The following is a 23975-nucleotide window of genomic DNA, read 5'->3' on the forward strand; positions in this document are numbered from 1 at the left end:
TTTATAACATCATTCATATTGTTTAGGAGAAAGCAGTTACGAAGGAGGGATGAAACATTGAACATAGGAATTATAGGGACAGGGAACATGGGGAATATACTAATCGATGCATTTTTAGAAACCCGTGCTGTCAAACCTTCGTGCCTTACTATTATTAATCGGACGCCTGCCAAAGCATATCATATAAAAGAAAAATACCCTTCTGTTCATATAGCCAAAACAATCCAAGAGGTAATCGAACAATCCCAGCTTATTTTCATTTGCGTAAAACCGATAGACATATACCCTATTCTACAAAAATACGCTGACCATTTTTCAGACGAAGATTGCTTAGTTTCTATCACAAGCCCCATATCTCCATCACAATTAGAAACACTTATACCTTGCCACGTCGCTCGTATCATTCCAAGCATCACAAACCGCGCCTTATCCGGCGCATCACTATTTACATTTGGAAATAACTGCTCTCTAGAATGGCAACAAAAACTACTTCGTCTATTCAAAAACATTTCTACTCCCCTTGTTATAGAAGAAGATATAACGCGCGTTTCATCTGATATAGCAAGCTGCGGCCCTGCTTTTTTTAGTTATTTATTACAATGTTTCATTAACGCTGCTGTAGATAAAACAAATATTACACATGAAGAAGCCACTACTTTAGTAAGTGAAATGGTCATTGGAATGGGGAAATTACTTGAAAAAGAAATTTTCACATTACCTACTTTACAAGAAAAGGTATGCGTTAAAGGCGGTGTTACAGGAGAAGGTATTCGTATTTTAGAAGAGCACGTTGGGGATATGTTTCATAAATTAATCGAACGGACACATGAGAAATTTGATGAAGATTTAAAATGCGTTGAGCAGCAATTCAATAAACACACATAATAAATACGCCATCGTAATCCCAAACCCTTTTTATTAATACTTATCTTTTTCATGCTACATTTTCACTAAAACTAGCATTTTTACACTTTACACATATCATCTTTTTATTTTTCTAGAACTAAAACTACATCTTTTCTATAAAACAAAAGCAACCTTATCGGTTGCTTTTCTTTTATCCATTCTTCTTCGCCATAAAAAAGATGCGCTCTGTTTGTTCTGTCACTTCAATTCGTTCAAAGTCACCTGTGACGCGAAGCACTGTAAACCCAGCTTCTTCAAGCCATTTTGTTAACACTTCAACCGAATACGCACGTTGCACGTGACATTCGTCAAAACGATGATACACATCTTCTTCTGAATCTTGTACAAAGAATGTCAAATCATGTTCCACACTATCTGATTCTTCTCCAGGGAAGCAGTTCCAAATAAGTGATATTTCTTCGCCGTTCACTGTATATGTTTCATTTTGAAATACGTGATGTATTTTATATAAAGAGTGTACATCGAATAAAAACAAGCCATCCTGACGTAAATGTTGGAAAACTCTTCTAAATGTTTCTTGCACTCCATCTTCTTGCAATACGTAATTTAATGAGTCACAAAAGATTGTCACACAATCAAATTCACCAGGAACATCGAGCTCTCTCATGTCTTGTTGGTAAAAAGGAATAAAATAGCCTTCTCCCCCCAATTTTTGCTGCGCGACAGTTAACATTTCTTCCGAAAGATCTACACCAATTAAGTCATAACCTTTTCGCACAAGCGGAAGTGTTACGTTACCAGTTCCACATGCTACGTCAAGGATTCTTGCCTCTTTCATAGATGCCTGTTGTAAACTTTCCTCTGTGAATTCCACCCATTTATCATAAGGGACATCATTCATCAGTTCGTCATACAGCAAAGCAAATTGTTCGTATTTCATTGATCTAGCTCATCTGCAATATCTTCACGCGGCACATCGCCCCATAGACGCTCTAAATTATAGTGATTACGCTCATCTTTATGGAATACATGAGCAACCACATCACCAAGGTCTACTAAAACCCAACGTGCTTCATCAAAGCCTTCCATACGTTGTACGTTAATTTCGAACTCATGTGCCTTCGCTTTAATTTCACGTGCAATTGCTTGTACTTGCTTGTCTGAATTTCCGTGACAAATAATAAAATAGTCTGCAATCGGTGAAATACCTTGCATATTTAGTACAACCATATCTTCTGCTCTCTTATCATCAGCTGCTTTTGCCGCTAATACTAATAACTCTTTATCTTTCATTTATTAATTTCCTCCTTGATAACTTCATTGTATGTTTGGAATGTTAATGGATAAATCGTTTGATCTTTTTCCATTAAAAATTGAATTGTTCGCTTTAAAGCAAACAGTAAAGCTTGATTTATATCTTTATATGCGAGTTTCCTCGCTTCTTCCACACCAGGAAACTTACGTCCTGGTTCAATGTAATCTGCTACATAAATAACTTTATCTAACATTGTCATTTTTTCATGACCACTTGTATGATATGTAATAGCTTGTAGAATTTCAGGATCAGTAATGCCTACTTCTTTTTCTACTAAGTATGCCCCAACAGGTGCATGCCATAACTCTTTGTTATAGTGCAGTAGATCCTTTTGCAAAGCTTCTCTCTTAATAATCTCTTCCATTTCTGGAATCGCTCTACATTTTGCATAATCGTGAAATATAGCAGCCGTCTCTGCCTTTTTCTTATCTACACCATATAATCGGGCAAGTTCAATCGCTGTTTCCATTACACCAACCGTGTGTATATAACGTTTTTCATGCATTTGTTGTTTGACAATACTAAGTGCTTCCTCACGATTCATACAACCCATTCCTCTCGATATATACCTGTACTTTTTCGGGGAGTAAATATTTGCACGTTTTCTTCGTCGTATATCTCTCACGTAACAGAGAAGAAGAAACTGCAAACTCCGGAATTTCCACTTTTACGATATCGTAAGGCGTATGTAATGTATAACCTGGTCTTGCAACTCCAACGAAAGTCACAAGCTTAAGTAACTTTTCAATGTTATACCACTTCGGCAAATACTCAACCATGTCTCCGCCAATAATAAAGTGAAACTGCACATCCGGATACTTCTCCGTTAATTGTACCATAGTATCGTACGTATAAGATGGGCCTTCTCTGTCTAGCTCTTCTAAACAAATTGAAAAGTATGCTTCTTCCTCAATCGCTATTTGCAGCATGTTTAATCGACTTTTCACACTCGTAATGTTACGTCCTTGCTTGTGCGGTGGAATTTGATTCGGCAAAAACCATACCTCTTCCAACCCTAAAGCATGATACACTTCATTTGCAATTAACAAATGTCCATTATGAGGTGGATCAAACGTGCCACCAATAATGCCAATTTTTCTCAAAAGAAACGCCCCTTCCTTTTACATACAGCAACTCTCCCCATACAAATTCGAAGAGAGCCCACTGTTAATAAAAGTTCAATTAATTTCACTCTTTATCTATCAAGCGTCAATTATGGAAATAATATACGTGATTTTTATCCCGCTATTTGCCAACACCTCAAAAGTCACTGACAATAACTAGGTTAGATGGGAAATTAACTGCACACAAAAGCCTAATTGGTGAAGGCTAAAAAACGCAAATTAAAGTTTCAATTTATCGTGGAAGCTTAATCTGCTTATTTTCTCTTGATTCTTTGTATAAAACAATTGTGCTTCCGATCACTTGAACGATTTCAGCTCGTGCACCTTGTGCAAGCTCTTCTGCAACTTCACTACGATCAAATTCACAGTTTTGTAATACGCTCACTTTAAATAGTTCACGAACTTCTAATGCTTCTCCAATTTGTTTCACCATATTTTCATTCACGCCACCTTTTCCAACTTGAAAAATCGGTGTTAAATGATGTGCCTTTGCACGTAAAAATCTTTTTTGTTTTCCTGTTAACATATAATTAGCCTCCAAGCTCTCTCATTACTAATTGTTTCATTCTATCAATATTCGGCACACACCCTGTCCACATTTCAAATGCAAGTGCACCTTGATAAACGAACATATCGATTCCATTTTGAATTATTGCACCTTGTTCTTTCGCATCGCCTAAAATTTTCGTCTCAAATGGATTATAAATAATATCAGAAACAATCGTTCCTTGTTTCAATGAACGAATTTCCAGCGGCGTATACTCAACATGTGGATGCATACCTATCGTTGTTGTTTGGATGATAATATCATATTCCCCTTGATTTTCTGCTGCACATTCTAACGATAGAGCATGCGAATTAACATTTGCCATGCACCCAGAGATAAGGTTTTTCGCCTTATCTCTCGTACGATTAGCAATATCAATTTGTTTCACACCTACATCGGCAAGCGAGAAGTAAATAGCTCGGCTAGCACCACCTGCACCGATTAATAAAATACGTTTCTCTTGAAGTGGATCTTCACTAATTGACTGCAGGGCACGAACAAAACCAATTCCATCTGTATTATACCCAATCAATTTTCCATCTCGATGAACTACTGTATTTACCGCACCGATTTGCCTTGCTAACGGGGCAATCTCATCCAAGTACTCCATAATTGCAACTTTGTGCGGAGTCGTTACATTAAATCCTGAAATACCTAATGCTTTCAAACCTTTTACCGCTTCCCCTAGCGCTTCTTCTTCTACAAGAAACGCATGATAATGGGCATCCATATTCAAGTGTTCAAATGCATCGTTATGCATAACGGGTGATAATGAATGTCCAATTGGATTTCCGATTACACCATATAATTGTTTCATAAATCCCTCTCCATATTAAATTAAAGATTTACGTAATGAAACACTTACTCCTTTTGGTACATGAGCAACAATTTTCGCTCCTGATTCATTTACAGTAACCCAGCCCAATCCAGAGAATACAACATCCGTTTTCGGCTCACGAATATTAAATTCATATTTCACAAACTTAGGCATATTTTCTAATTCTTCTGGTGTCGGTGGATTCAATAATTCTCCAGCGTGTTTTTCGTACAATTCATCAGCCTTTTCAAGCTTTGTACGATGGATTGTTAAACGGTTTGAGAAATGACAAGTGAATGCACGACGGCCCCCACTTACATAATCAAATCGTGCTAATCCACCAAAGAATAATGTTTGTTCTTCATTTAATTGGAATACCATTGGCTTAACTTCTGTAGTCGGTGTAATAAGCTTTAAGCTTTGTTTCCCAACATAATGCGCCATTTGATGATGATTAATAATACCTGGTGTATCGTATAAAGATGACGTTTCGTCTAATGGGATATCAATTAAATCAAGCGTTGTTCCTGGGAAATGTGATGTTGTAATTACATTCTCAGTCTCATCACTAAACTCTTTAATCATACGATTAATAAATGTTGATTTACCAACATTCGTACATCCAACAACATAAACATCTTTACCTTCGCGGTAATGCTCAATTGCATCAGCAAGTTCAGCGATTCCTTGTCCTTTAGCTGCACTAATTAAAAAGACATCTTCTGGTTTTAAACCAAGTTGCTTTGCACTATAGCGCATCCAATGTTTTACTTTATCATGCTTAACTGACTTTGGAATTAAGTCAGCCTTATTCCCTACAAGTAATACTTTATTGTTCCCTACAAAACGATGTAAGCCCGGTAACCAGCTACCATTGAAATCGAAAATATCTACGATTTTAACCACTAGTGCGTCTGATTGTCCAATTCCGTTCAAAATACGAAGGAAATCATCATCTGTTAAAGATACATCTTGAATTTCGTTATAATGTTTCAAACGAAAACAACGTTGGCAAATTACTTGTTCTTTTTCTAAAGATGATACAGGAGCGTATCCTACTTCATTTTTATTTTCTGTTTGAATTTCTACACCGCAACCAATACATTTAATTGTTTCAGTCAAACTTTATTCCTCCCAGTTAATTAAGCCTTTTTTCTTCATGTTTCTCATAATTCTTCGTTCAATTTTCCGATTAAATCGTGTCACCAATCCGTCCGTTTGCGCTACCGGTACAACTAAAATTGTATGAAGTCCCACACGATTCCCGCCGAGCACATCCGTTAGTAACTGATCTCCAATTACTACAACTTCATCTGGCTGCAGGTGCATCTCATGTATCGCACGCTTAAATGCGCGAACAAACGGTTTGCGCGCACTATGAATAAACGGAATACCTAATGGGTCAGCGAAGTCTTTAACGCGTTGCTCGTTGTTATTTGAAACGACCGTTACTTGAATATCATTTTCTTTCATTTTCAAAAACCACTCTTCAAGCTGTGGCGTTGCGTTTGGACGATCCCATTCAATTAAAGTGTTATCTAAATCAGTAATAACTCCTTTAATTCCACGTTTTTTCAAATCTTCTGGTTGAATATGATATATATTTTTCACATATTCATTTGGTAAAAATAACTTCAATTTCTTTCACCTCTTTGAGGATTTTCCATAAAATTTTTCGACAACATTTTTCGATAGATAACCTGTGGATAAACTTGTACACACTTTCCACGTTAATTTTTCAGTCAATTTGGAATTTACTAACAATCTATTCACACTTTATCCACTGAGTTATGTGGATAACCTCTTGTTTGTGACTGTCATATTTTTTTGGTACATTAAATGCAACAACGAATCAATCCTTATATTATTAGGAGGTGACTCACCTTGAAAACAAAACATATGGAACAGTTATCTACTGATTTACTCACTGAGTCTTATTATAAAGCAAAAGAACTAAAATTAAATCCCGACTTCATTTTACTTATAAAACAAGAAATTATTAGACGCTCGTTAGAGGACAAGCTCGTCAAATCTTCTTGAGTACATATAGATTGCTGATTGACCTGTAAAAAGAGCCATCCTGCGATGGCTCTCGAATAAACAAGTACTCCCATCTAGGGGATTTCTTCATTAAGCATCTTTGTCCACATTTCTTAATTAGAGCTTCATAAGTATATTATAAAACCTTTTCTTTACTTATGAGATACTCGGGTTGCAATTTTTTCACCAAGACGCAGCTCTTGCCCACTTGTCAATTCCTGCACTGCTTTAATCATATCTTTTTCAAATAATAAAACAACTGTTGAGCCAAATGTAAAGTATGCCATCTCTTCACCTTTTTGAACAGTACTTCTTTCATGAAGGAGCTCGATACTATTAACAAACATAGCACCTACTTTTACAAGCGCCATATGTTCGCCTTCACTATTTACTTCTGTAACAGAGCGATAATTTTTTGACAATGGTTCTTTCCCATACTCCATACCCGCTGCATTTACCGGATATGATTTTCTACCGAGTACAAATCTTTCAGTCACAGAGCCAGAAAGCGGGCTATGAATACGATGATAATGACTTGGACTCAAATAAATCACCATATATGTACCGCCTGCATATCGCTTTGCACGCTCTTCATTACCTAGCATATCCACAATTGAATAACGCTTTCCTTTTATATCGAATGTTTTTGTATCCTCAATAGGACCTTGATCAGCAAAAACACCATCAACAGGACTAACGATACTCGATGCATCAGTATCAACACTACGCTTTCCTTCTTTTAGCCTACGTGTAAATAAATCATGCAATGTTCCATATTCCTTCAAACCCTTTTCCATCTCATCTTGATTAATTTGAAAAACTTTCACATACGATGGAATAATGATAGAGCTCAAACGAGATTGTGCAAATTTACGTAATATATAAGAAGTAAAACGACCATTTGTAAGTTCGATCATAAGTCGATATAATGTCCGTCGCAAATTACGAAACCTCCTAATCAGCCTATAACTTTAGTTTCCCCTTCTTTTCTCTCTATATCATATGTAAAATTGGTTCTTATTCCCACATATAGAATGGAGCCATCTCGTTATACACGAAGAAAAACTAAGTATAATTTTTATTCTTAAATTGTTTAGCACCTTCTAATATTACAGATAGAACCCGCCATTTTCAACAGTGAACATGTATTTCTTCTTAGAACAGCTCGTTTTCTTTCCGTTTTCCCGAAAGAAAAGCAGCCACTTTTAAAGTGTAGCTGCTTACAATACACATTATTCTTTTGCTTTTTTCTCTTTCTCAGCCCGCACAAATTCATGGAACATTTTCATTAAAGCACGCTTTTCAATTCGCGATACGTAGCTTCTTGAAATACCGAGTGCCTTCGCAATCTCCCTCTGTGTTTTCTCTTTATCAAGCCCAAGTCCAAAACGCTTCACAATTACTTCTTTCTCTCGTTCGTCCAAAATATCGATATACTCTTTAATTTTTTCTAACTCCATACTAAGCTGAATCATATCAATTACATCTTCAGATTCTGATTTTAATATATCAATAAGCGATATTTCATTACCCTCTTTATCTTGCCCAATCGGATCATGAAGTGAAACGTCTTTTTTCGTTTTCTTCAGCACACGTAAATGCATCAAAATTTCATTTTCGATACAGCGTGCTGCATATGTTGCAAGCTTAGTTCCTTTCCCTGCTGAATAGCTTTCAATCGCTTTAATAAGCCCAATGGTACCAATTGAAATTAAATCTTCTGCATCTTCACCAGTGTTTTCGAATTTCTTAACAATATGAGCTACAAGCCGTAAATTATGTTCAATTAAAAGATTTCTCGCTTGAGCATCACCTTGCTCCATTAACTCTAAGTACTTTCTCTCATCATCTGATGATAACGGCTGCGGGAACGCATTGTTCTTCACATAAGAAACAAATACAAACACTTCTCGAACCATATATCCAATTGCGGCGAATAGACTCAAACCTTTCACCTCCGCCAAAATAGTGGTCTTTACTATGTGTATGTGGGCATGAGGTTGTTTGTGTCTGTACGATATCATTCCAACATGTTTTTAAGCATGATATTTGTTTTGTCGCACAAAGCTTCGTTACGTATACTTAAACAAAAGATAGGAGGGTAAAATGTGAAACATTTTATTACCTTCTTGTACCAGAGTAGCTTGTAAGAGATGAACTCCTTGTACGCTCTTGCAAGCTGCTTGTACTACAAGGAGGGATTACAAATATGAAATTTGAAAGAACACGCGCTTATACAAGACACCAACGTCAGCGTACAATGCGCCGAAAGATGAATATTGCAAAACACGCATGGGGATATACTTCTGAAATTGTCGGTATTTTTGCAAAAGGAAAAGTTCACTGTTCTTGCGGAATGTGTACAACAAAGTGGAGAACAGAAGGGCCACCTGCCAGTGTACAGAAGTGGTTATACAAAATTGATACATGCGAAGAATAATCGTTCTTTCTAAAAAAGGTCTTCTCTCGAAGACTTTTTTCCCTATTTAAAGACTTATTTACTCCAAATCTTTTCCCCAGTGTGGGCATCAATATAACGAATTTCTCGACTACAATCGAAGGGCTCTTTATGATTTTCATCCGTTGTTTGTTTATACAGTAATTGATATACCGTTTCCTCTGCATCATTATCTATATACCATTCTAATTTAACCCGGATGGCTTCTTTGTATATTTCTAACGCTTTTTCTTTTGTCACTTTTGGTGTTGTTTCATATGTGAGTAATTCTTTTATAAAGTTGCTAGATTCTCCTGAGTAGTGCATCACAGCACCATTTTCTGTATTGATATTGACCCTAAATTGGTTATACTCTGCTGGAATAGCATTCATATATACGGAAAAGGTAAATCTTTCAATCCCATCTTCTGCTTCTTCACGTTCTTCCCAAAGACGAAGATATTGTGTAACCTCTGGAATAACTCGTTCTAAAAATTGAAGTGCTTTTTGTAAACATTCCTCTCTAGACAGTATTTGTTTTACTTCTTTATCTTCAGTCAGTTTTATAAAACCAATTAATTCATTGGTTGATTTATCAATCGTAATGCCAACTAAATTATTATATTTTAACATCGGTAAATGCTTTTTAAAGAATTCATTCATTAAATATGGATTTTTTTCTTCTTTCTGCTGTTGTAATTCCTCTTTCGGAACAAATTTCATCCTTATTCCATCTTCATTTTCCGTCTCAGCTACTTTTATAAAACTTTCTTTATCCCAGTCAAATAAATCGAATATATCATCTTGTTGACTACCTTTTTTCGGTTTTTCAACAGCTACAGTTGGAGGCAATTTATAATGATCTGGGCCAAACAAATCTTTACTTGTACTTGCATCAATAAACGCATGACTAGGTTCTGGCTCATACACAAGATGGTACCCTTTTACTTCTTCTCCACTTTCATATTCACATGAGGAGTATGTTAAATCAGCAAATACAAGTCTTATATCTTGTCTAGCCTTGAGGTTATCTAAAACCGTGCTCTCATCAACAATTTCAATTGGCCATAACGGTTTTTTCTCTATAGCTTTTTGTCCATTGTAATGAAAATGCACAACATTACCTGAAGGATGAATTCGCACAACACATCCTGTATTCGGCAATGGATATCCATTCACTTCCTGCATATAATTTATTTCTTTCCAACCACGCCAGCCATCCTTAACTGACACATATGTATAAAATTCTAATTCTTCTTCCACATATTTTTTTATAAATACATTTGCAATCTCTCTTGCCTTATTCTTCTCTATCGCTTCTTTATCACTCGAAAAATAATTTTCATCATCTATCCTGAATTCAAATAAATTACCAGTATGCCTATTTAATGTAATTTGTATCTTTTTCTCCTCATCCTCTTTATGCCCCCACCATAATAGATGATACGGATCATCCACTCCTTCTTGATCATCTACAACAAGCCTATATTCATCTGGAATTTCAATAATATGAGCCACTTACTCTTTTCTTTTTTTATCTTTGGGATTCATCATACCCTCTCCTTTATTACAATTTAAGGTAATTATAACAAACAAAACCAAAAGCCATTAGCAAAAAGACAAAAAGCTGAAACAATTAGTTCATACGAATTTCACATGAATCTATTACTATAAGAATTGTACATAGTGAAATTACTAACAATGACGTTTATTCATATATAATTTCATTTGAAAGGGGTTGAAAAGATGAAAACTAAATATCGCTTTATGATCTCATCATTTGCTGCTTGCGCCTACATGATTTGGTGTTTAGTATAATAACAACTTCACTTGTAAATAAGAAAAGGTGTGTATAGAAATGGAATATAACCAATCAACCGTTAACTACTGGAAAGCTTTTGTATTACCTTATACATTTGCTTTAGAAGAGTTAAAAACTAAATTTGAAATTATGAACCGGGAAGCTCAATTTTTAGAAGACTACAACCCGTTTGAACATATAAAAACAAGACTTAAACAACCCGAAAGTATCATCAGGAAGCTTGAGCGTAAAAACTTATCACCAACAGTTGAAAATGCTCAAACACAATTACAAGATATTATTGGCATCCGTATTACATGTTGCTTTGTAGAAGATATTTATCATTTAAAAGAGGTTATTGAAAATCGTGGAGACATGGAAATTGTAGAAGTAAAAGATTATATTGCTAATCCAAAAGGAAATGGCTATAAAAGTTTGCATATGATTATTAAATATCCATTGTCACTAAATTCTGGTACGAAAGATGTCTTTGCAGAAATTCAATTACGTACACTTGCCATGGACTTTTGGGCAAGTTTAGAACATAAGCTTTACTACAAATATGAAGGAAATATACCTGACTATTTGAAAGATGAACTACATGACGCTGCTATGAAAGCTGAAGACCTCGATAATAAGATGGCAACAATCCGTCAAGATATTGATGACATTGAAGCATGTTCAAATCAAATTTTATTACCACTATAAAAAGGTTCTCTCCTATGAGAACCTTTTTATTTCTTCTCTATCATACGAACCTCTTCAATCTTCCACCCTTCGTCTTCTTTTCCAAGTGCATACTGCATTTTCTTTTGAAGAGTAACCCCTCCATCTACTTCTTTTTCCTCCGTTTCAACAATAACAAGCCCACCTTTAAGAGCTTTCATATTCATATGTTCCAATTCTATTTTCTTATTTCCCTTTTGAAATGCCGCTTCCTTTTGTGTTTTTAAGTCTTCAGCACTAGGCATCTTCTTTGAAAATAACTCCATATGCTCAGCAAGATTTTTTTCATTCGTCGTCCGTACAAATGCCTCAATAACATCTTGAATGGATTTCTCTTCTTCTTTCGTTATATGTACCTTTTTCTCAGTTTTCCCAGCAGATTTTTGTTCTATATTATTCTCTTGAGATTGACATCCAACTAGCAATAATACGAATACTAGAAGAAATCTTAATTTCCCTAAAAAAAATCTCATCTTTCCATCTCCTAAAAAGAAAAGTGAGGCATTTCGCCTCACTTTCATTTATAATTAGCGTCTTCCTTTATTCGGATCGCCGCCGCCAACGATGTCAAAGACACGTTTAGCTATATTTGTATTCTCTTGAACGCCAGAGAATAAGTATTTACCTGGTCCGAATGCATATACGTTCACATCTTCACCTGTATGTCCACCCGTTGTCCAACCTGTAACCGAACGCTTATTGAAGATATCTTCAATTGCATTATCAATCTTTGTTACATCTTTTGATGGAGCTATATCATTTACAGCTTTAATTTCTTCTGGTGTTAATTGTAGATCAATATACTTTTTCAATGTTTCTTCTACATTTGCACCTTTTGCAATCTCATTTGCCATAAAGTCTGGCGTACGTTTCGCAGCTTTAATCGGATCTACTTTAAAGTTATACTCACCATTCGCACCTAAAGATAATCCGCCAGTAGCATGGTCTGCAGTTGCAACAACTAATGTGTTCTTATCTTTTTTCGCAAACTCAATTGCTGCTTTAAACGCTTTTTCGAAGTCTTCCATTTCACTCATTGCACCGACAATATCATTATCATGTCCAGCCCAATCAATTTGACTACCTTCGACCATTAAGAAGAAACCATTTTTATTTTTGTTCAAGCGCTCAATCGCGGTATTTGTCATCTCTTCTAATGAAGGGGTTTTGTCAGTACGGTCAATCATTTTGTCTAAACCACCTGGTGCAAATAAACCAAGAACTTGATCGCTTTTATCATTTAATAATTGATTACGATCTGTTACATAACTATAACCAGACTTCTTAAATTCTTCTGTAAGATTGCGGTCTTTTCTAACAAAGTTATTTACGCCCCCGCCAAGCATAACATCTATTTTATGCTTACCTTTAATTTTCTCATCAAAGTAATCATTTGCAATTGCGTCCATATTTTTACGACTAATATCATGTGCACCGAATGCAGCTGGTGTTGCATGCGTAATTTCAGAAGTTGCAACGAGTCCCGTTGACTTCCCTTTTTCTTTCGCTTGCTCCAATACTGTTTTCACTTCAGCTTTATCATTATCTACTGCAATAGCTGCGTTATATGTTTTTATACCTGCTGACATCGCAGTAGCTGCCGATGCAGAGTCTGTAATATTTTCATGTTCATCTTCTGGATATGTTTTTTGTGTTCCTACAAGATGCTTATCAAATTCTGTAGATTCCATCTCAAATGTTTTTGGATTATCTTTCATATAACGATGAGCTGTCATATATGAAGGCCCCATACCGTCCCCAATTAATACAATGACATTTTTAATTTTTGCATTGTTTCCGTTCTCATCTGCATTAACCTCACTAGAACGCGTAAAATTCCATGTTGCTACCGAAGTAACTGCTAACGACGCCACAACTGCAAATGGCCATGCTTTTTTTACAAACTTTTTCACTGTCTTGTCCCCCTAATTAGGTTATTCATTTCCCACTATCAAATTTAATAGAAGACTGTTAAGAGAAAATGAGTTATATGTAAATTTTTTGTTAACTTATGTAAATTTAAGTTATAATTTGTATAAGTTTGTCTTTTCATATCAAGCATACTCCCCTTTACAAAGATAAATATAAACATGTTGGATTTCTTTTAATACGAACCTATTATTTTACATTTCGTAATATTATTCTTATTTTTTCTAATTTAAATAGAAATATGGTGAACTTTATGAAAACAGTAAAACTAGACGCATCTTCCATTCCAGATTTACTCTCTCTTTGCAAATCAGTCGGGTGGTTACAGCATGAAAGTTTTATGAAAGAGCAATTCCATATGTACCTTTCCATTGGCACAATTTTTGGCTATGTACATGAGAATAAACTTATTGCAGCGGGCGGGGTCTTTTCGTTTGCCCCTGGATTTTCTTCTATCGGTATGTTAATCGTGCATCCTGATTTTCAAAGAAAAGGAATTGGCCGTATTTTGTTAAACAATAGCTTAAAAGTAACTTATCCATCGCTCCCTATTACGCTCATTGCAACAAAAGCTGGTGAATCCTTATATGAATCTTATGGATTTCAATCAATAACAACAATTCATCGTTTCGAAAAACAAGCGGCTCATATAAGTACAAATTCTTTTCCCATAAAACAAATTCAGCAAGCCGATCTTCAATCTCTCATTTTTCTTGATCAAACTGCGACTGGTGCAGATCGTTCTAATCTTTATTTATCACTACTATCGAGAGCAACTTACTCCTTTAAAATAGAGCGGGATAATCAAATAGATGCTTTTGCTTTATGCATACAAAAAGGAGATGTACTATGTGTCACTCCGCTTATTTCAAAAAAAGAAAAAGACGCTATTCAGTTATTAAAAATGATTTATAAATCGTGGAATGGGACGATACGCATTGATGTTCCGCACTCACAATTCATATTCCGCCAATTTCTTCAAACAGCAAATTTCCATGAAACGCTCCTTTCACCTCTTATGATAAAGAATGGTAATCAACTTCCTGGAAATCGTAATATACTATTTGCTATGATAGATGCAGCGTTATGTTAGAAAGGGGACACCTAATTGAAGCGATTTAGCTATTTTATGGTAGGTTGTCTTACTCTTACACTATTAGTAGGATGTAGTGCAGCAGAAAAGCCAGTAGAACAAGTAAAACAAGTTAAAAATACAATTACAGCGAAACTGGCTACCGAGGAAAAAATGGTAGAGATAGATGGTCAAACGATTTACTTTAAAAAGATTGGTGATGAAAAACCACCTTTACTTATGATCCATGGATTTGGAGGATCATCCGATGGTTTTCAAAAGGTTTACTCAGATTTAGCAAAAGATCATACGATTATTTCTGTTGATGCTTTAGGATTCGGACGTTCCTCTAAACCGATGGATTTTTATTATTCTTTCCCAACTCATGCAAATTTGTATTATAAGTTAATGAAAAAACTAGGGTATGACTCATTCGCAATACTGGGACATTCTATGGGCGGAGAAATTCCTCTTAATTTAACATATTTATACCCTGAAGCGGTTACCCACCTTATTTTAACTGATGCTACAGGCGGCCCTCATACGTTCGTTAATAAACAAGGTTCACCAAAACCAAAGTTGTCGACTGATTTAAGTGCCGTTTCTTCTATTGCAGATTATGATGAGAGCAAAGTTAAATTCAAGCGTAATGATGAAGAGCATTATAATAAAATGAAATTATGGCCTAGGCGTCTTCAAATCAATGCAACTGAAATTAAGCAACCAACTTTAATTATATGGGGAAGAAATGATAATAGCGTTTCTTGGAAAGAAGGAGAAACTTATCATCAACTCTTAAAAAATAGCACTTTCCATATTATTGAAAAAGGTTATCATGCTCCATTTCGTCAAGAGCCACAAGAATTTGTAGGGTATGTAAAAGATTTCTTCGAGAAAAATCCTATAAGTGCTGAAAAATAAACGGGTATCTCATTTTGAGATACCCGTTTTCATATATTAAGCAGCTTGCTTTTGGCGTTTTTGAATTTTTGATCCTAGTACTTTGGGAATAACGAAGCCATCAATTCCAAATTTTCCAGCATTCATACCAGAAACAAGAACGAACATGGATAAGATAACCATTTCAGGGTTTACACCAATTGACCCACTAAACATATAGGAAAAGTTCATTAAAAGTCCGAAAAAGACCGCTGTTTTTGTTAAACAGCCTACAATTAAACCAATTCCGACTAAAATTTCTCCCCACGTCACAAGTGTATTAAATAAATCAACGTTTGGAATTGCAAAATCTTGTAAAAATGATGCCCACCAAGATTGAACAGCTGGTTGTGCTCCTTTAGACTTTTCAATTGCACCTTGTAAATAACCAGTTGCATCGAAGCCTTTTCCTTGTAGTTTACCGATTCCAGCCATTACCCATGTGTAACCAAGATACACTCGAATTATCGCTAATACAAAAGAAACTGCTTTGTTTTCTCTTAAAAATTGAATAATCATATCTTCCTCCTAAAGTTGTAATTAAGTCAGTTACAGATAATATAATAACAGTAGTTACTTACTTTTAAAATGTTAATTGTGAATAATTTGTGACATACGTACAAAACATTAAATGCTAACGTATATATAGTAACTTTTATTACCTGTAAAAACTTGAACATATCATACCACAGGTGATAATCATTTTCATTGAAGAAAATGCAAAAAAAATGTGAGTTAAATGTGAAACGCGTTTATTCGAATATAGAATAAACGTGTTTCACGCTATTTATATAATCGAAATGTATGTGTCCCCTCATCGGTTAATCTCGCTTCTTGAAAAGCCTCTTCTAACGTTTTTTATGGTTAATAAGCCCGTAAAATAAGCGTATTATAAAGATAAGCGCTACATTTCCATCTACATAATCTATCGATCCAACATATGATTTTACATCACTATGTAAAAAAGATTCTACTAGTTTCAACTCCCCAAAACTTATACCAACCATTTAAAATATGTGTAATATGCAATTTTGCATATCACTTAATTTCCGCTACGCTAAAGTATACTCTCGGCTCATTTAAGTCGTACACACATTCCCCTAACTCTTCCATTACAAATTTCCCCTCCTATAAGTCCATTTCATACATACCCGTTTCTTTCAAAAAATCAGCTCTAGTTAAAGCGACCTTCTGCAAATATTGCCTATAGGCTGTAATTGTTCCATCATGTGAAACGATACAAATTTTTTCTGCTTTTAACTGATAGCACCAGTGCAGAAATTCATCTACTATTTGCTGAAATTCCATCTCCGAGATGATATTGACTCCCTCATTCCATAACAATTCATTTGTACTTTCTTCTAATGAAAAATGTGGAAATAAATTTTGTATTATCTTTCGATCTAACAATTGATCGCACGGTAATGTTTTGGCGGATTCCCGATAAGGAAAAATACGCGGGGATATATATGGGTGAACAATTTTTTGACAAGCAACTTCCGCACTCCATATTGTCGCAGTTTGTAAAGTTCGAAGTGTAGGACTAGCGATTAATATATCCTTTTCTTGTAATGGTACATCGTACTGAAGCAATTTTGCCTGCTTCTTTCCCACGCCCGTCAATGGCGGATTCACTGCTTGTAAACTTAATGGTAAATCTTTCGTATGCTCACCTTCACCATGCCGAACAAAGACAAGTTTCATTCTCCTCTTCCTCTCACTAGGAAATAGTCTCACATATTTCTTCCCTATTTTTTTCTTTACTCCTGCTATTTTAAGCAGCAGGATGTAAAAAGTATTTGACATCATTATTTGGAAAATATTACAATTATATATGTAAAATACTTTTTACAATAAGGGGAGGAATACAAATATGAAATCGATTATCATCTTTATCGGAATAATCATATGGGGATACATAAATGGCTTTTTTATTAGTGATAAAACTGCTAATCCTTGGATTACAGATGATGAACGTAAAACGAAAATTAAACAAAAAGCAATTATCGCAAGCTGGTCCGGTGTTTTCATATTTTGTATCATGAACCTCTTAAACAAATGGTTAGGTTTAGGAACGAGCGATACATCACCTTACTTACCATCTTCTGTCGCAACTATTTTAAAAGAAAATGTAGAGTTACAAGTTTTACTCATGTTATTCATTACAGCTTTTCCCGAACAAGAAAGCCCATCGCCTTTAGGCATGGGATGAAAGTGAGGTTGGATACGGAGTACCACTAAAAATCGCAAGGTTCGTGGTACTTTAAGTATCCAAAGTATAGGTAGTTTCTCCGGAGTTTTGTTGGAATCTTTCGAAAATAAATGATATAACTAGAATAAATGATGATAGAAGAATATTTCAAAGTGTTTGAGAGGAAGATCTCCTCGTTTCATGCAGTTGTAAAGTGTATAAACACGTTCTGATTTTGTTATGATTGCTAGAAATGTATCAAATGAACACGATGTTGAAAATCAAAAAAACAAGGGGATGAAACGTATGTCACAGACCCTAACAGTGAAAGTGAAATTGATTCCAAGAAAAGGACAAATCTGTTTATTGGAACAAAGCAGTCACGAATATATCAAAGTTATAAATACACTTGTATCGGAAATGGTGGAAGCAAAGAAAAGTACGAAAAAAGCACAAAAGATATTGATGCAAATATCCCAAGTGCAGTGAAAAATCAAGCGATTAAAGATGCGAAAAGTTTGTTTGCTACAAAAGTAAAGAAAAGCCATTATAAAATCATCCCAATTCTAAAGAGACCTGTTTGTGTATGGAACAATCAAAATTATTCATTTGAACCTACTTATATTTCAATCCCATTTAAGGTAAATGGAAAGTCGACTCGTGTAAAAATCCGAGCTTTATTAAGTGATAAAAACAATCGTAATCTGAATCTGTTAAAACATAAATTAGGTACACTTCGCATCACAAAGAAATCGAATAAATGGATAGCCCAAATATCTGTCACACTTCCTATCAATAAAAGGACAGGAACGAAAATTTTAGGCGTAGACTTAGGTCTCAAGGTCCCCGCGGTAGCAATCACAGATGATAAGGTTCGTTTCTTTGGTAGTGGTAGGCACAATAAATATAAGAAGCGTAAGTTTCGTAGTGTTCGTAAGAAGTTAGGAAAAGACAAAAAGGTGAAAGCCATTCGGCGAATGGATGATAAAGAGCAAAGATGGATGCAAGATAAAGATCACAAAATAAGTCGTGAGATTATTAATTTTGCGATTGCAAATCATATTTCTGTCATTCGATTAGAACAACTAACGAATATAAGACAGACGGCAAGAACAAGCCGTAAAAACGAAAAAAACCTACACACTTGGTCATTCTATCGTTTGTCACAATTTATTTCGTATAAAGCAATGATAGCTGGTATTCAGATTGAATATGTGAATCCAGCTTATACAAGTCAAAGTTGTCCGAAATGTGCTAAAAAGAATAAGGCTCAAGATAGAAAATATAAGTGTCCATGTGGGTTTAAGACACATCGTGATATCGTTGGAGCGATGAATATTCGCTACGCAACTGTGATTGATGGTAACAGTCAATCAGCCTAAGCACCTTTATGGTCTGGTTTAGGAGGGGCAATGAGATGCCCTTATCTTGAAGGCTGTTCAAAGCAGAAATGGATTGCGAACGCTTAGTCATTCAAGAATCCCACCCGTAAATCCGTAAGGATTCGGGCTTGCGACTTTAGTCGTGGGAGTCTCAAGTATGGACTATTTTACTTATACTACCGAAGAAAACTAAGCGCTTAACTTTTATCTCATGATTATCCTCCTAAATGGTTATAGTAACTAGGACGCAATGAAAAAAGGAGAGATATACAAATGAGTAACTCAAATGAATTTTTAGATACATTACATGAAAAACAAGCAAAAGATGAACAAAATAGAAAGCGCCAAGGGAACGGAAACCCTGCGAAAAAAAAGCCAAATAAAACACATAAATAACATTGAAAAACCTACCTGAAAATTATATTTCAGGCAGGTTTTTTTACTCGTCTTTAACCGAAACGACATCTTCCCAATTCCATTTCTCATAATACCACTCTGGTACATCTATATTTTCAATCCACTTCTTCTCATGTTTTCCATCGTTATGAGCAAGCCATACATCAGCTTTCTTACGATTTGAACGGAGCCACATTAATTGGTTGCTTTTCTTACTAAAAATAGGGTTATAATCGCCTTGGCTATTGGATGGCTTTGTAATTTGATGTTGTTCATCTGTTGTACTATTTATTTCATATAAAGATGGTAGTGGTCTTTTTTCTAGAGGGACCGATAGCTCTGCTTCCTTTGCCCTTGAAACGATAATTACATTCTCGTTCTTCCATGTGAAATCCCAATCAACATAGCCTTTTGGAGTAAATGTATTTTGCTGGAGAGCCGGCAATTCTTTTATTTTTAAATGCTTATTCTCTAAAGCAACTCTCCCGCTTCCTTCAATATAGGCTAATATATTTTTTGATGGCGCCCATTTGAACCATTGTGTGTTTAATAACATTTGATCTACTGTTTCAAAACGACTGCCGTCTGATCGAATTAAGCAAAGGGTATTACTATCAGCTGACAAAGAAGCTGTTGGTACTGCCAAAAACGAAATCCATTTTTGATCTGGCGACCACTTAAATCCACTTCCAACTAATGCTAAAAAATCATCATGCTCATTCGGTAGTGCATATAAATGTTTCATCTTATGAGGATTCATATTTGCATCCTTTTGTATTTCATATAACTGAGCACCTGTCCATCCTGTTGGAAGCAAGTACGCTTCTGATGATACAAGGAACTTCTTACCATCAGGATACCATGCATAGTCACCGACACCATTAGCTACGTTTTCAAAATCTGCTTTCTTTTTTTCAGCATCAAATGTATTTAATGTGCGTGCAAATACAAATGCAATTATATTCTCTGTTGGTGACCATTGATAATTCGATGCTTCTGATTGAGATGGTGTAACTTTCTTTCCATCTTTCAGCCGATACAGTTCAAAGTGATTTCGCTTCTTTCCTTTTGCATATGCAAGCCATTCTCCATTGTGTGACCATTTCGGCCCTGTTATGTACTCTCCTTTTGTAATTTGTTTTTCTTTTTCACCGACTTTAATCCATAGATTATGATTACGAATAAAGGCAACTTTTACTCCATTGTTTTCCGCGCTAGTAATAGAACTTGAACAGAAAAAAAGGAACAAAATCACGATTCCACTTACTATAAACCTTTTCATATAGCACCCCCATTTCCCCCTTTAGCATTCCTCATATTCCGCTTACTATATGCAAATATTATCCATTCGACATAATTCCAAAAAATTTCCCAAGAAATTTTCAATTCAAAGAGGTTTAGTATGAATTATGTCGAATGTATAGTTTAGCCAACATCCGTTCCTATAATTAACGATAAAAATGTAATATTTATTTTCGGAAAATTGGCACTTTTTATTAGGGGGAGTTTCAATGAAGAAAACTACATCAACACTATTAAGTATGGCGCTCGTCTTTTCGAGCTTTGGAGCATTAAGCGCCCATGCTGAATCACTGCAAAAAGAGAAGCAATTTAGCCCACAGTTAAAAGCAAATATTGAACAATGGGGAGAAAACAAAATCGCGCAAAATGTTGAAACAAAAACATCAAAAAAAATTTCAGTTATTGTAGAATTGCAACATGCTCCACTCGCTTCACAAAGTAACATTCAACATGCTCCGGACCTACAAAATAGCAATGTGCAATCATACCATGCACAACTAAAAAAAGCACAAGAGGATACAACAAAGAAAATAAAAGAAAAAGCACCGAAAGCAACCATAAAAGAAACGTATAGTACGTTATTTTCTGGATTTTCTATTTCTATCCCAGGGGATCAAATTGCCTCTCTAGCTTCTTTACCTGAAGTAAAAGCAATTTATCCGAACTTAACATATAAATTACATGAAACGTCAAAAAGCCTAGCAGATCAAGAAACACCAAACGTTGGAGGCCCTACAGTTGATGCACCTGAAGCTTGGAATTTAAAAGATCCGACTGGCAAACCCCTTGATGGGAAAGGGATGAAAGTCGCTATTATCGATTCAGGTGTCGACTATACCCATCCTGATTTACAAGCAAATTATATCGGTGGCTATGATACAGTCGATGAAGATAATGATCCGATGGATGGAAATGTCCACGGTACCCATGTTGCTGGAATTATTGCTGGTAACGGAAAAATAAAGGGGATTGCTCCGAATGCTTCTATACTCGCTTACCGTGTCATGAATGATGGTGGTACCGGTACGACCGATGATATTATTCAAGGTATTGAGCGAGCTATTCAAGATGGTGCCGATGTTTTAAATCTATCTCTTGGTCAAGATTTGAATGTACCTGATCAACCTGTAACAATGACGTTAGAACGCGCAGCAAAACTTGGTGTTACTGCAGTCGTCTCAAATGGAAATGATGGACCAAAACCTTGGTCTGTTGACGCTCCTGGTAACGCAAGTAGTGTCATCTCTGTTGGTGCATCTACTGTTTCTATTCCATTTCCAACATTTCAAGTAGCTGGTTCCAATAAATCTTACCAAGGATTACCGTTATCAAAATCAGATTTCCAAGTAGGCAACGATGCTCAGCTTGTATATGTTGGCTACGGTAATTCAAGTGATTACGCTAAACAAGATGTGAAAGGTAAGTTCGCCCTTGTTTTACAAGGAACTTCAAGCACGTTAGTAAAAGCAGAACAAGCGAAACAAGCTGGCGCTCTTGGCGTGCTACTAATTTCTAACGAAAAAGAAATTAATCTTATGCCCGAATATTTTGCACGTGAAGATGTAGCTCTTCCAGTTATGCAACTATCAAATACAAATGGCGAAGAGTTAAAAACTTTAATTACAAAACGAAAGAAAAATATAAAAATTGGACAACCAAAGCAAACCGAACTTATTGGTAACTTCAGTTCAAGAGGACCATCACAAGGAAGTTGGCTCATAAAACCTGATGTTGTTGCACCTGGAGTACAAATTACTAGTACTGTCCCAAGAGGTGGCTATGAATCTCACAACGGAACAAGTATGGCTGCGCCACAAGTGGCGGGAGCCGTTGCCCTGCTGCGTCAAATGCATCCTGATTGGACGACAGAACAATTGAAAGCAGCTCTTGCCAACACTGCAAAAACATTAAAGGATGTCAATGAAAATACATATCCTGTCATGGCACAAGGATCTGGTTTAATTAACATTCCAAAAGCAGCCCAAACAGATGCATTAGTGAAACCTAACAATGTAAGTTTCGGTCTTATTAAACCTAATAGCGGCAAAGTGAAGTTAACACAAAATATTACGTTACAAAATCTTTCTAACAAAAAGAAAAACTTTTCAACTCGCATTGAATTACTAGATACAAAAACAAAAGTCCAGACTTCTTTCTCTTCTTCTATTAGTGTGAAACCTAATAGTAACATCGAAAAGCCTTTTACTATTACTGTAGATAGCTCCTTACCACAGGGTGTATATACAGGAAATCTATATGTGAAAGAGCAAGGGAAGACTGAAGAAATACGTATTCCATTTACGTTTAGCATTAATCCGAAAGAATACAAACGTATTGATGGTCTTGAAATCGTTAATTCTACTTTTAGTCCAAATAATGATGGAATACTAGATGACAACCTGATCAATTACTATTTAGTTACACCAGTGGAGGATGTAACATTTCACGCTAATTTAATTACGAAAGACCGTGTAACATATCAAGGCATGATACATCAAGGTAAAAACGAAACACCTGGTTATAAATCTTTCAAATGGAATGGTACGAAAACTGACGGATCTCCTCTACCTGATGGCTTATACCAAATCGAAGCTGTTGCTTCTAACTCTGGTGGAGAAACGAAACAGACAGGAGCTGTGTTCGTCGATCGCACTGCACCGAAATTATCACCTGAAGTAGATCAAGAAAACCTTGTAATTAGAGGGAAAGTAGATGATATACTTTTAGACTGGATGACAGAATCTGGATGGGTTGCTCCAGGACATCCAGTAACGATACAGTATGAAATTAATGGAAATGGTGTATGGGAAAATGCCTTCTTGAACCATTGGGAGAAAAACTTTGAAATTTATTTCGATCGCAATCAATTACAACAAGGGAAAAATACAATCCACATTGTAGCAACCGATGCAGCTGGAAATAAATCTAATTTGAACGTCGATTTAGAAGTGAAATAATAAAATTATTGTTGACAAGCTTTTAAATATAGTTTTATAATACAAAACATAGTTTAGTTGAACAAATTATATATCGGCTTTGAAGGAATACTAGTAGCGACTTATATCCCTGTCTCAGAGAACTGATGGTTGG

At 35.6% G+C, this 23975-nt stretch carries 25 protein-coding genes, 2 pseudogenes and 1 other annotated feature (1 of these 28 cut by a window edge); of the genes and pseudogenes, 10 read left to right on the forward strand and 17 right to left on the reverse strand.

Annotation, left to right across the window (positions count from 1 at the left end; translation table 11 throughout):
- The first annotated feature begins 57 nt into the window (after positions 1 to 57).
- Positions 58 to 885 carry a late competence protein ComER gene (gene comER / locus SB773_RS06120; protein ID WP_002015213.1) on the forward strand — a complete coding sequence of 276 codons (828 nt, stop codon included), beginning with the start codon at positions 58 to 60 and terminating at the stop codon, positions 883 to 885.
- Between the two features lie 172 nt (positions 886 to 1057).
- Here the strand turns inward: comER and SB773_RS06125 are convergent, their stop codons facing one another.
- The 8 genes from SB773_RS06125 to SB773_RS06160 form a co-directional block, all read right to left on the reverse strand.
- Positions 1058 to 1807 carry a class I SAM-dependent DNA methyltransferase gene (locus SB773_RS06125; RefSeq protein ID WP_060751072.1) on the reverse strand — a complete coding sequence of 250 codons (750 nt, stop codon included), beginning with the start codon at positions 1805 to 1807 and terminating at the stop codon, positions 1058 to 1060.
- Positions 1804 to 2160 (reverse strand): ribosome silencing factor, encoded by a 357-nt coding sequence (gene rsfS / locus SB773_RS06130; protein WP_000653209.1) that lies wholly within the window; start codon positions 2158 to 2160, stop codon positions 1804 to 1806. Before rsfS ends, SB773_RS06125 begins: the two co-directional genes overlap by 4 nt.
- Positions 2157 to 2726 carry a bis(5'-nucleosyl)-tetraphosphatase (symmetrical) YqeK gene (gene yqeK, locus SB773_RS06135; RefSeq protein WP_410588996.1) on the reverse strand — a complete coding sequence of 190 codons (570 nt, stop codon included), beginning with the start codon at positions 2724 to 2726 and terminating at the stop codon, positions 2157 to 2159. Before yqeK ends, rsfS begins: the two co-directional genes overlap by 4 nt.
- Positions 2716 to 3285, reverse strand: a complete 570-nt coding sequence (locus SB773_RS06140) for a nicotinate-nucleotide adenylyltransferase (RefSeq protein ID WP_410588998.1) — start codon at positions 3283 to 3285, stop codon at positions 2716 to 2718. Before SB773_RS06140 ends, yqeK begins: the two co-directional genes overlap by 11 nt.
- Positions 3286 to 3538: 253 nt before the next feature.
- Positions 3539 to 3832, reverse strand: coding sequence for a ribosome assembly RNA-binding protein YhbY (gene yhbY, locus SB773_RS06145; protein ID WP_002015220.1), 294 nt, complete (start codon positions 3830 to 3832; stop codon positions 3539 to 3541).
- A 4-nt stretch (positions 3833 to 3836) separates the two neighbouring features.
- Complete coding sequence (gene aroE / locus SB773_RS06150) at positions 3837 to 4670, reverse strand: shikimate dehydrogenase (RefSeq protein ID WP_088034225.1); 834 nt, start codon at positions 4668 to 4670, stop codon at positions 3837 to 3839.
- 15 nt (positions 4671 to 4685) lie between these two features.
- Complete coding sequence (gene yqeH / locus SB773_RS06155; RefSeq protein ID WP_002015224.1) at positions 4686 to 5792, reverse strand: ribosome biogenesis GTPase YqeH; 1107 nt, start codon at positions 5790 to 5792, stop codon at positions 4686 to 4688.
- A gap of 3 nt (positions 5793 to 5795) precedes the next feature.
- Positions 5796 to 6308, reverse strand: a complete 513-nt coding sequence (locus SB773_RS06160) for a YqeG family HAD IIIA-type phosphatase (RefSeq protein ID WP_002015225.1) — start codon at positions 6306 to 6308, stop codon at positions 5796 to 5798.
- Positions 6309 to 6554: 246 nt separating this feature from the next.
- Here SB773_RS06160 and sda point away from each other — a divergent pair, with 246 nt between their 5' ends.
- On the forward strand, positions 6555 to 6710 hold the full coding sequence (gene sda, locus SB773_RS06165; protein ID WP_002015226.1) for a sporulation histidine kinase inhibitor Sda: 156 nt from the start codon (positions 6555 to 6557) through the stop codon (positions 6708 to 6710).
- Between the two features lie 152 nt (positions 6711 to 6862).
- Here the strand turns inward: sda and SB773_RS06170 are convergent, their stop codons facing one another.
- Both SB773_RS06170 and sigK read right to left on the reverse strand, forming a co-directional pair.
- Positions 6863 to 7651: a phosphatidylserine decarboxylase gene (locus tag SB773_RS06170; RefSeq protein ID WP_410589002.1), complete on the reverse strand. Its 789-nt coding sequence runs from the start codon at positions 7649 to 7651 to the stop codon at positions 6863 to 6865.
- A gap of 291 nt (positions 7652 to 7942) precedes the next feature.
- Complete coding sequence (sigK, locus tag SB773_RS06175; RefSeq protein WP_000051382.1) at positions 7943 to 8656, reverse strand: RNA polymerase sporulation sigma factor SigK; 714 nt, start codon at positions 8654 to 8656, stop codon at positions 7943 to 7945.
- A 263-nt stretch (positions 8657 to 8919) separates the two neighbouring features.
- Between sigK and SB773_RS06180 the strand changes: the two genes are divergently transcribed.
- Positions 8920 to 9150 (forward strand): hypothetical protein, encoded by a 231-nt coding sequence (locus SB773_RS06180; RefSeq protein ID WP_410589004.1) that lies wholly within the window; start codon positions 8920 to 8922, stop codon positions 9148 to 9150.
- A 54-nt stretch (positions 9151 to 9204) separates the two neighbouring features.
- On the opposite strand, the gene SB773_RS06185 is transcribed toward SB773_RS06180, so the two are convergent.
- Positions 9205 to 10665: a YcdB/YcdC domain-containing protein gene (locus SB773_RS06185; RefSeq protein WP_410589006.1), complete on the reverse strand. Its 1461-nt coding sequence runs from the start codon at positions 10663 to 10665 to the stop codon at positions 9205 to 9207.
- Between the two features lie 340 nt (positions 10666 to 11005).
- Here SB773_RS06185 and SB773_RS06190 point away from each other — a divergent pair, with 340 nt between their 5' ends.
- A complete protein-coding gene (locus SB773_RS06190) occupies positions 11006 to 11656 on the forward strand; it encodes a GTP pyrophosphokinase (protein WP_002015229.1) in 651 nt (216 codons plus the stop codon).
- 26 nt (positions 11657 to 11682) lie between these two features.
- On the opposite strand, the gene SB773_RS06195 is transcribed toward SB773_RS06190, so the two are convergent.
- Together SB773_RS06195 and SB773_RS06200 are read right to left on the reverse strand one after the other, a co-directional pair.
- A complete protein-coding gene (locus tag SB773_RS06195) occupies positions 11683 to 12147 on the reverse strand; it encodes a hypothetical protein (protein ID WP_410589008.1) in 465 nt (154 codons plus the stop codon).
- A gap of 54 nt (positions 12148 to 12201) precedes the next feature.
- The gene (locus SB773_RS06200) at positions 12202 to 13587 is read right to left on the reverse strand and encodes an alkaline phosphatase (protein WP_410589010.1); all 1386 of its coding nucleotides are present in this window, start codon (positions 13585 to 13587) and stop codon (positions 12202 to 12204) included.
- A 269-nt stretch (positions 13588 to 13856) separates the two neighbouring features.
- Here SB773_RS06200 and SB773_RS06205 point away from each other — a divergent pair, with 269 nt between their 5' ends.
- Complete coding sequence (locus SB773_RS06205; RefSeq protein WP_410589012.1) at positions 13857 to 14696, forward strand: GNAT family N-acetyltransferase; 840 nt, start codon at positions 13857 to 13859, stop codon at positions 14694 to 14696.
- Between the two features lie 15 nt (positions 14697 to 14711).
- The gene (locus SB773_RS06210) at positions 14712 to 15596 is read left to right on the forward strand and encodes an alpha/beta fold hydrolase (protein WP_410589014.1); all 885 of its coding nucleotides are present in this window, start codon (positions 14712 to 14714) and stop codon (positions 15594 to 15596) included.
- Positions 15597 to 15632: 36 nt separating this feature from the next.
- Here SB773_RS06210 and SB773_RS06215 read toward each other — a convergent pair whose 3' ends face one another.
- From SB773_RS06215 to SB773_RS06225, 3 genes and pseudogenes are all read right to left on the reverse strand, one after another.
- On the reverse strand, positions 15633 to 16133 hold the full coding sequence (locus tag SB773_RS06215) for a DoxX family protein (protein WP_410589016.1): 501 nt from the start codon (positions 16131 to 16133) through the stop codon (positions 15633 to 15635).
- A 264-nt stretch (positions 16134 to 16397) separates the two neighbouring features.
- Positions 16398 to 16742 (reverse strand): annotated as a pseudogene (locus tag SB773_RS06220) (delta-aminolevulinic acid dehydratase); the annotation flags it as partial.
- Complete coding sequence (locus SB773_RS06225) at positions 16743 to 17318, reverse strand: histidine phosphatase family protein (RefSeq protein WP_410589018.1); 576 nt, start codon at positions 17316 to 17318, stop codon at positions 16743 to 16745.
- A 169-nt stretch (positions 17319 to 17487) separates the two neighbouring features.
- Between SB773_RS06225 and SB773_RS06230 the strand changes: the two genes are divergently transcribed.
- The 3 genes and pseudogenes from SB773_RS06230 to SB773_RS06240 all read left to right on the forward strand — a co-directional run bounded on the left by SB773_RS06230 (position 17488) and on the right by SB773_RS06240 (position 19583).
- The gene (locus SB773_RS06230; RefSeq protein ID WP_410589020.1) at positions 17488 to 17826 is read left to right on the forward strand and encodes a phosphoglycerate mutase; all 339 of its coding nucleotides are present in this window, start codon (positions 17488 to 17490) and stop codon (positions 17824 to 17826) included.
- A gap of 285 nt (positions 17827 to 18111) precedes the next feature.
- Positions 18112 to 19187 (forward strand): annotated as a pseudogene (locus SB773_RS06235) (RNA-guided endonuclease TnpB family protein).
- 273 nt (positions 19188 to 19460) lie between these two features.
- Complete coding sequence (locus SB773_RS06240) at positions 19461 to 19583, forward strand: DUF4023 domain-containing protein (protein ID WP_000071866.1); 123 nt, start codon at positions 19461 to 19463, stop codon at positions 19581 to 19583.
- A 43-nt stretch (positions 19584 to 19626) separates the two neighbouring features.
- Here SB773_RS06240 and SB773_RS06245 read toward each other — a convergent pair whose 3' ends face one another.
- Complete coding sequence (locus tag SB773_RS06245; protein WP_113734193.1) at positions 19627 to 20865, reverse strand: TolB family protein; 1239 nt, start codon at positions 20863 to 20865, stop codon at positions 19627 to 19629.
- 229 nt (positions 20866 to 21094) lie between these two features.
- Between SB773_RS06245 and SB773_RS06250 the strand changes: the two genes are divergently transcribed.
- A complete protein-coding gene (locus SB773_RS06250) occupies positions 21095 to 23842 on the forward strand; it encodes a S8 family peptidase (protein WP_410589023.1) in 2748 nt (915 codons plus the stop codon).
- Between the two features lie 70 nt (positions 23843 to 23912).
- Positions 23913 to 23975, forward strand: a binding site (T-box leader); it runs 166 nt beyond the window's last position.

This window comes from Bacillus sp. SIMBA_074, from assembly GCF_046534555.1.
Taxonomy (GTDB): domain Bacteria; phylum Bacillota; class Bacilli; order Bacillales; family Bacillaceae_G; genus Bacillus_A; species Bacillus_A mycoides.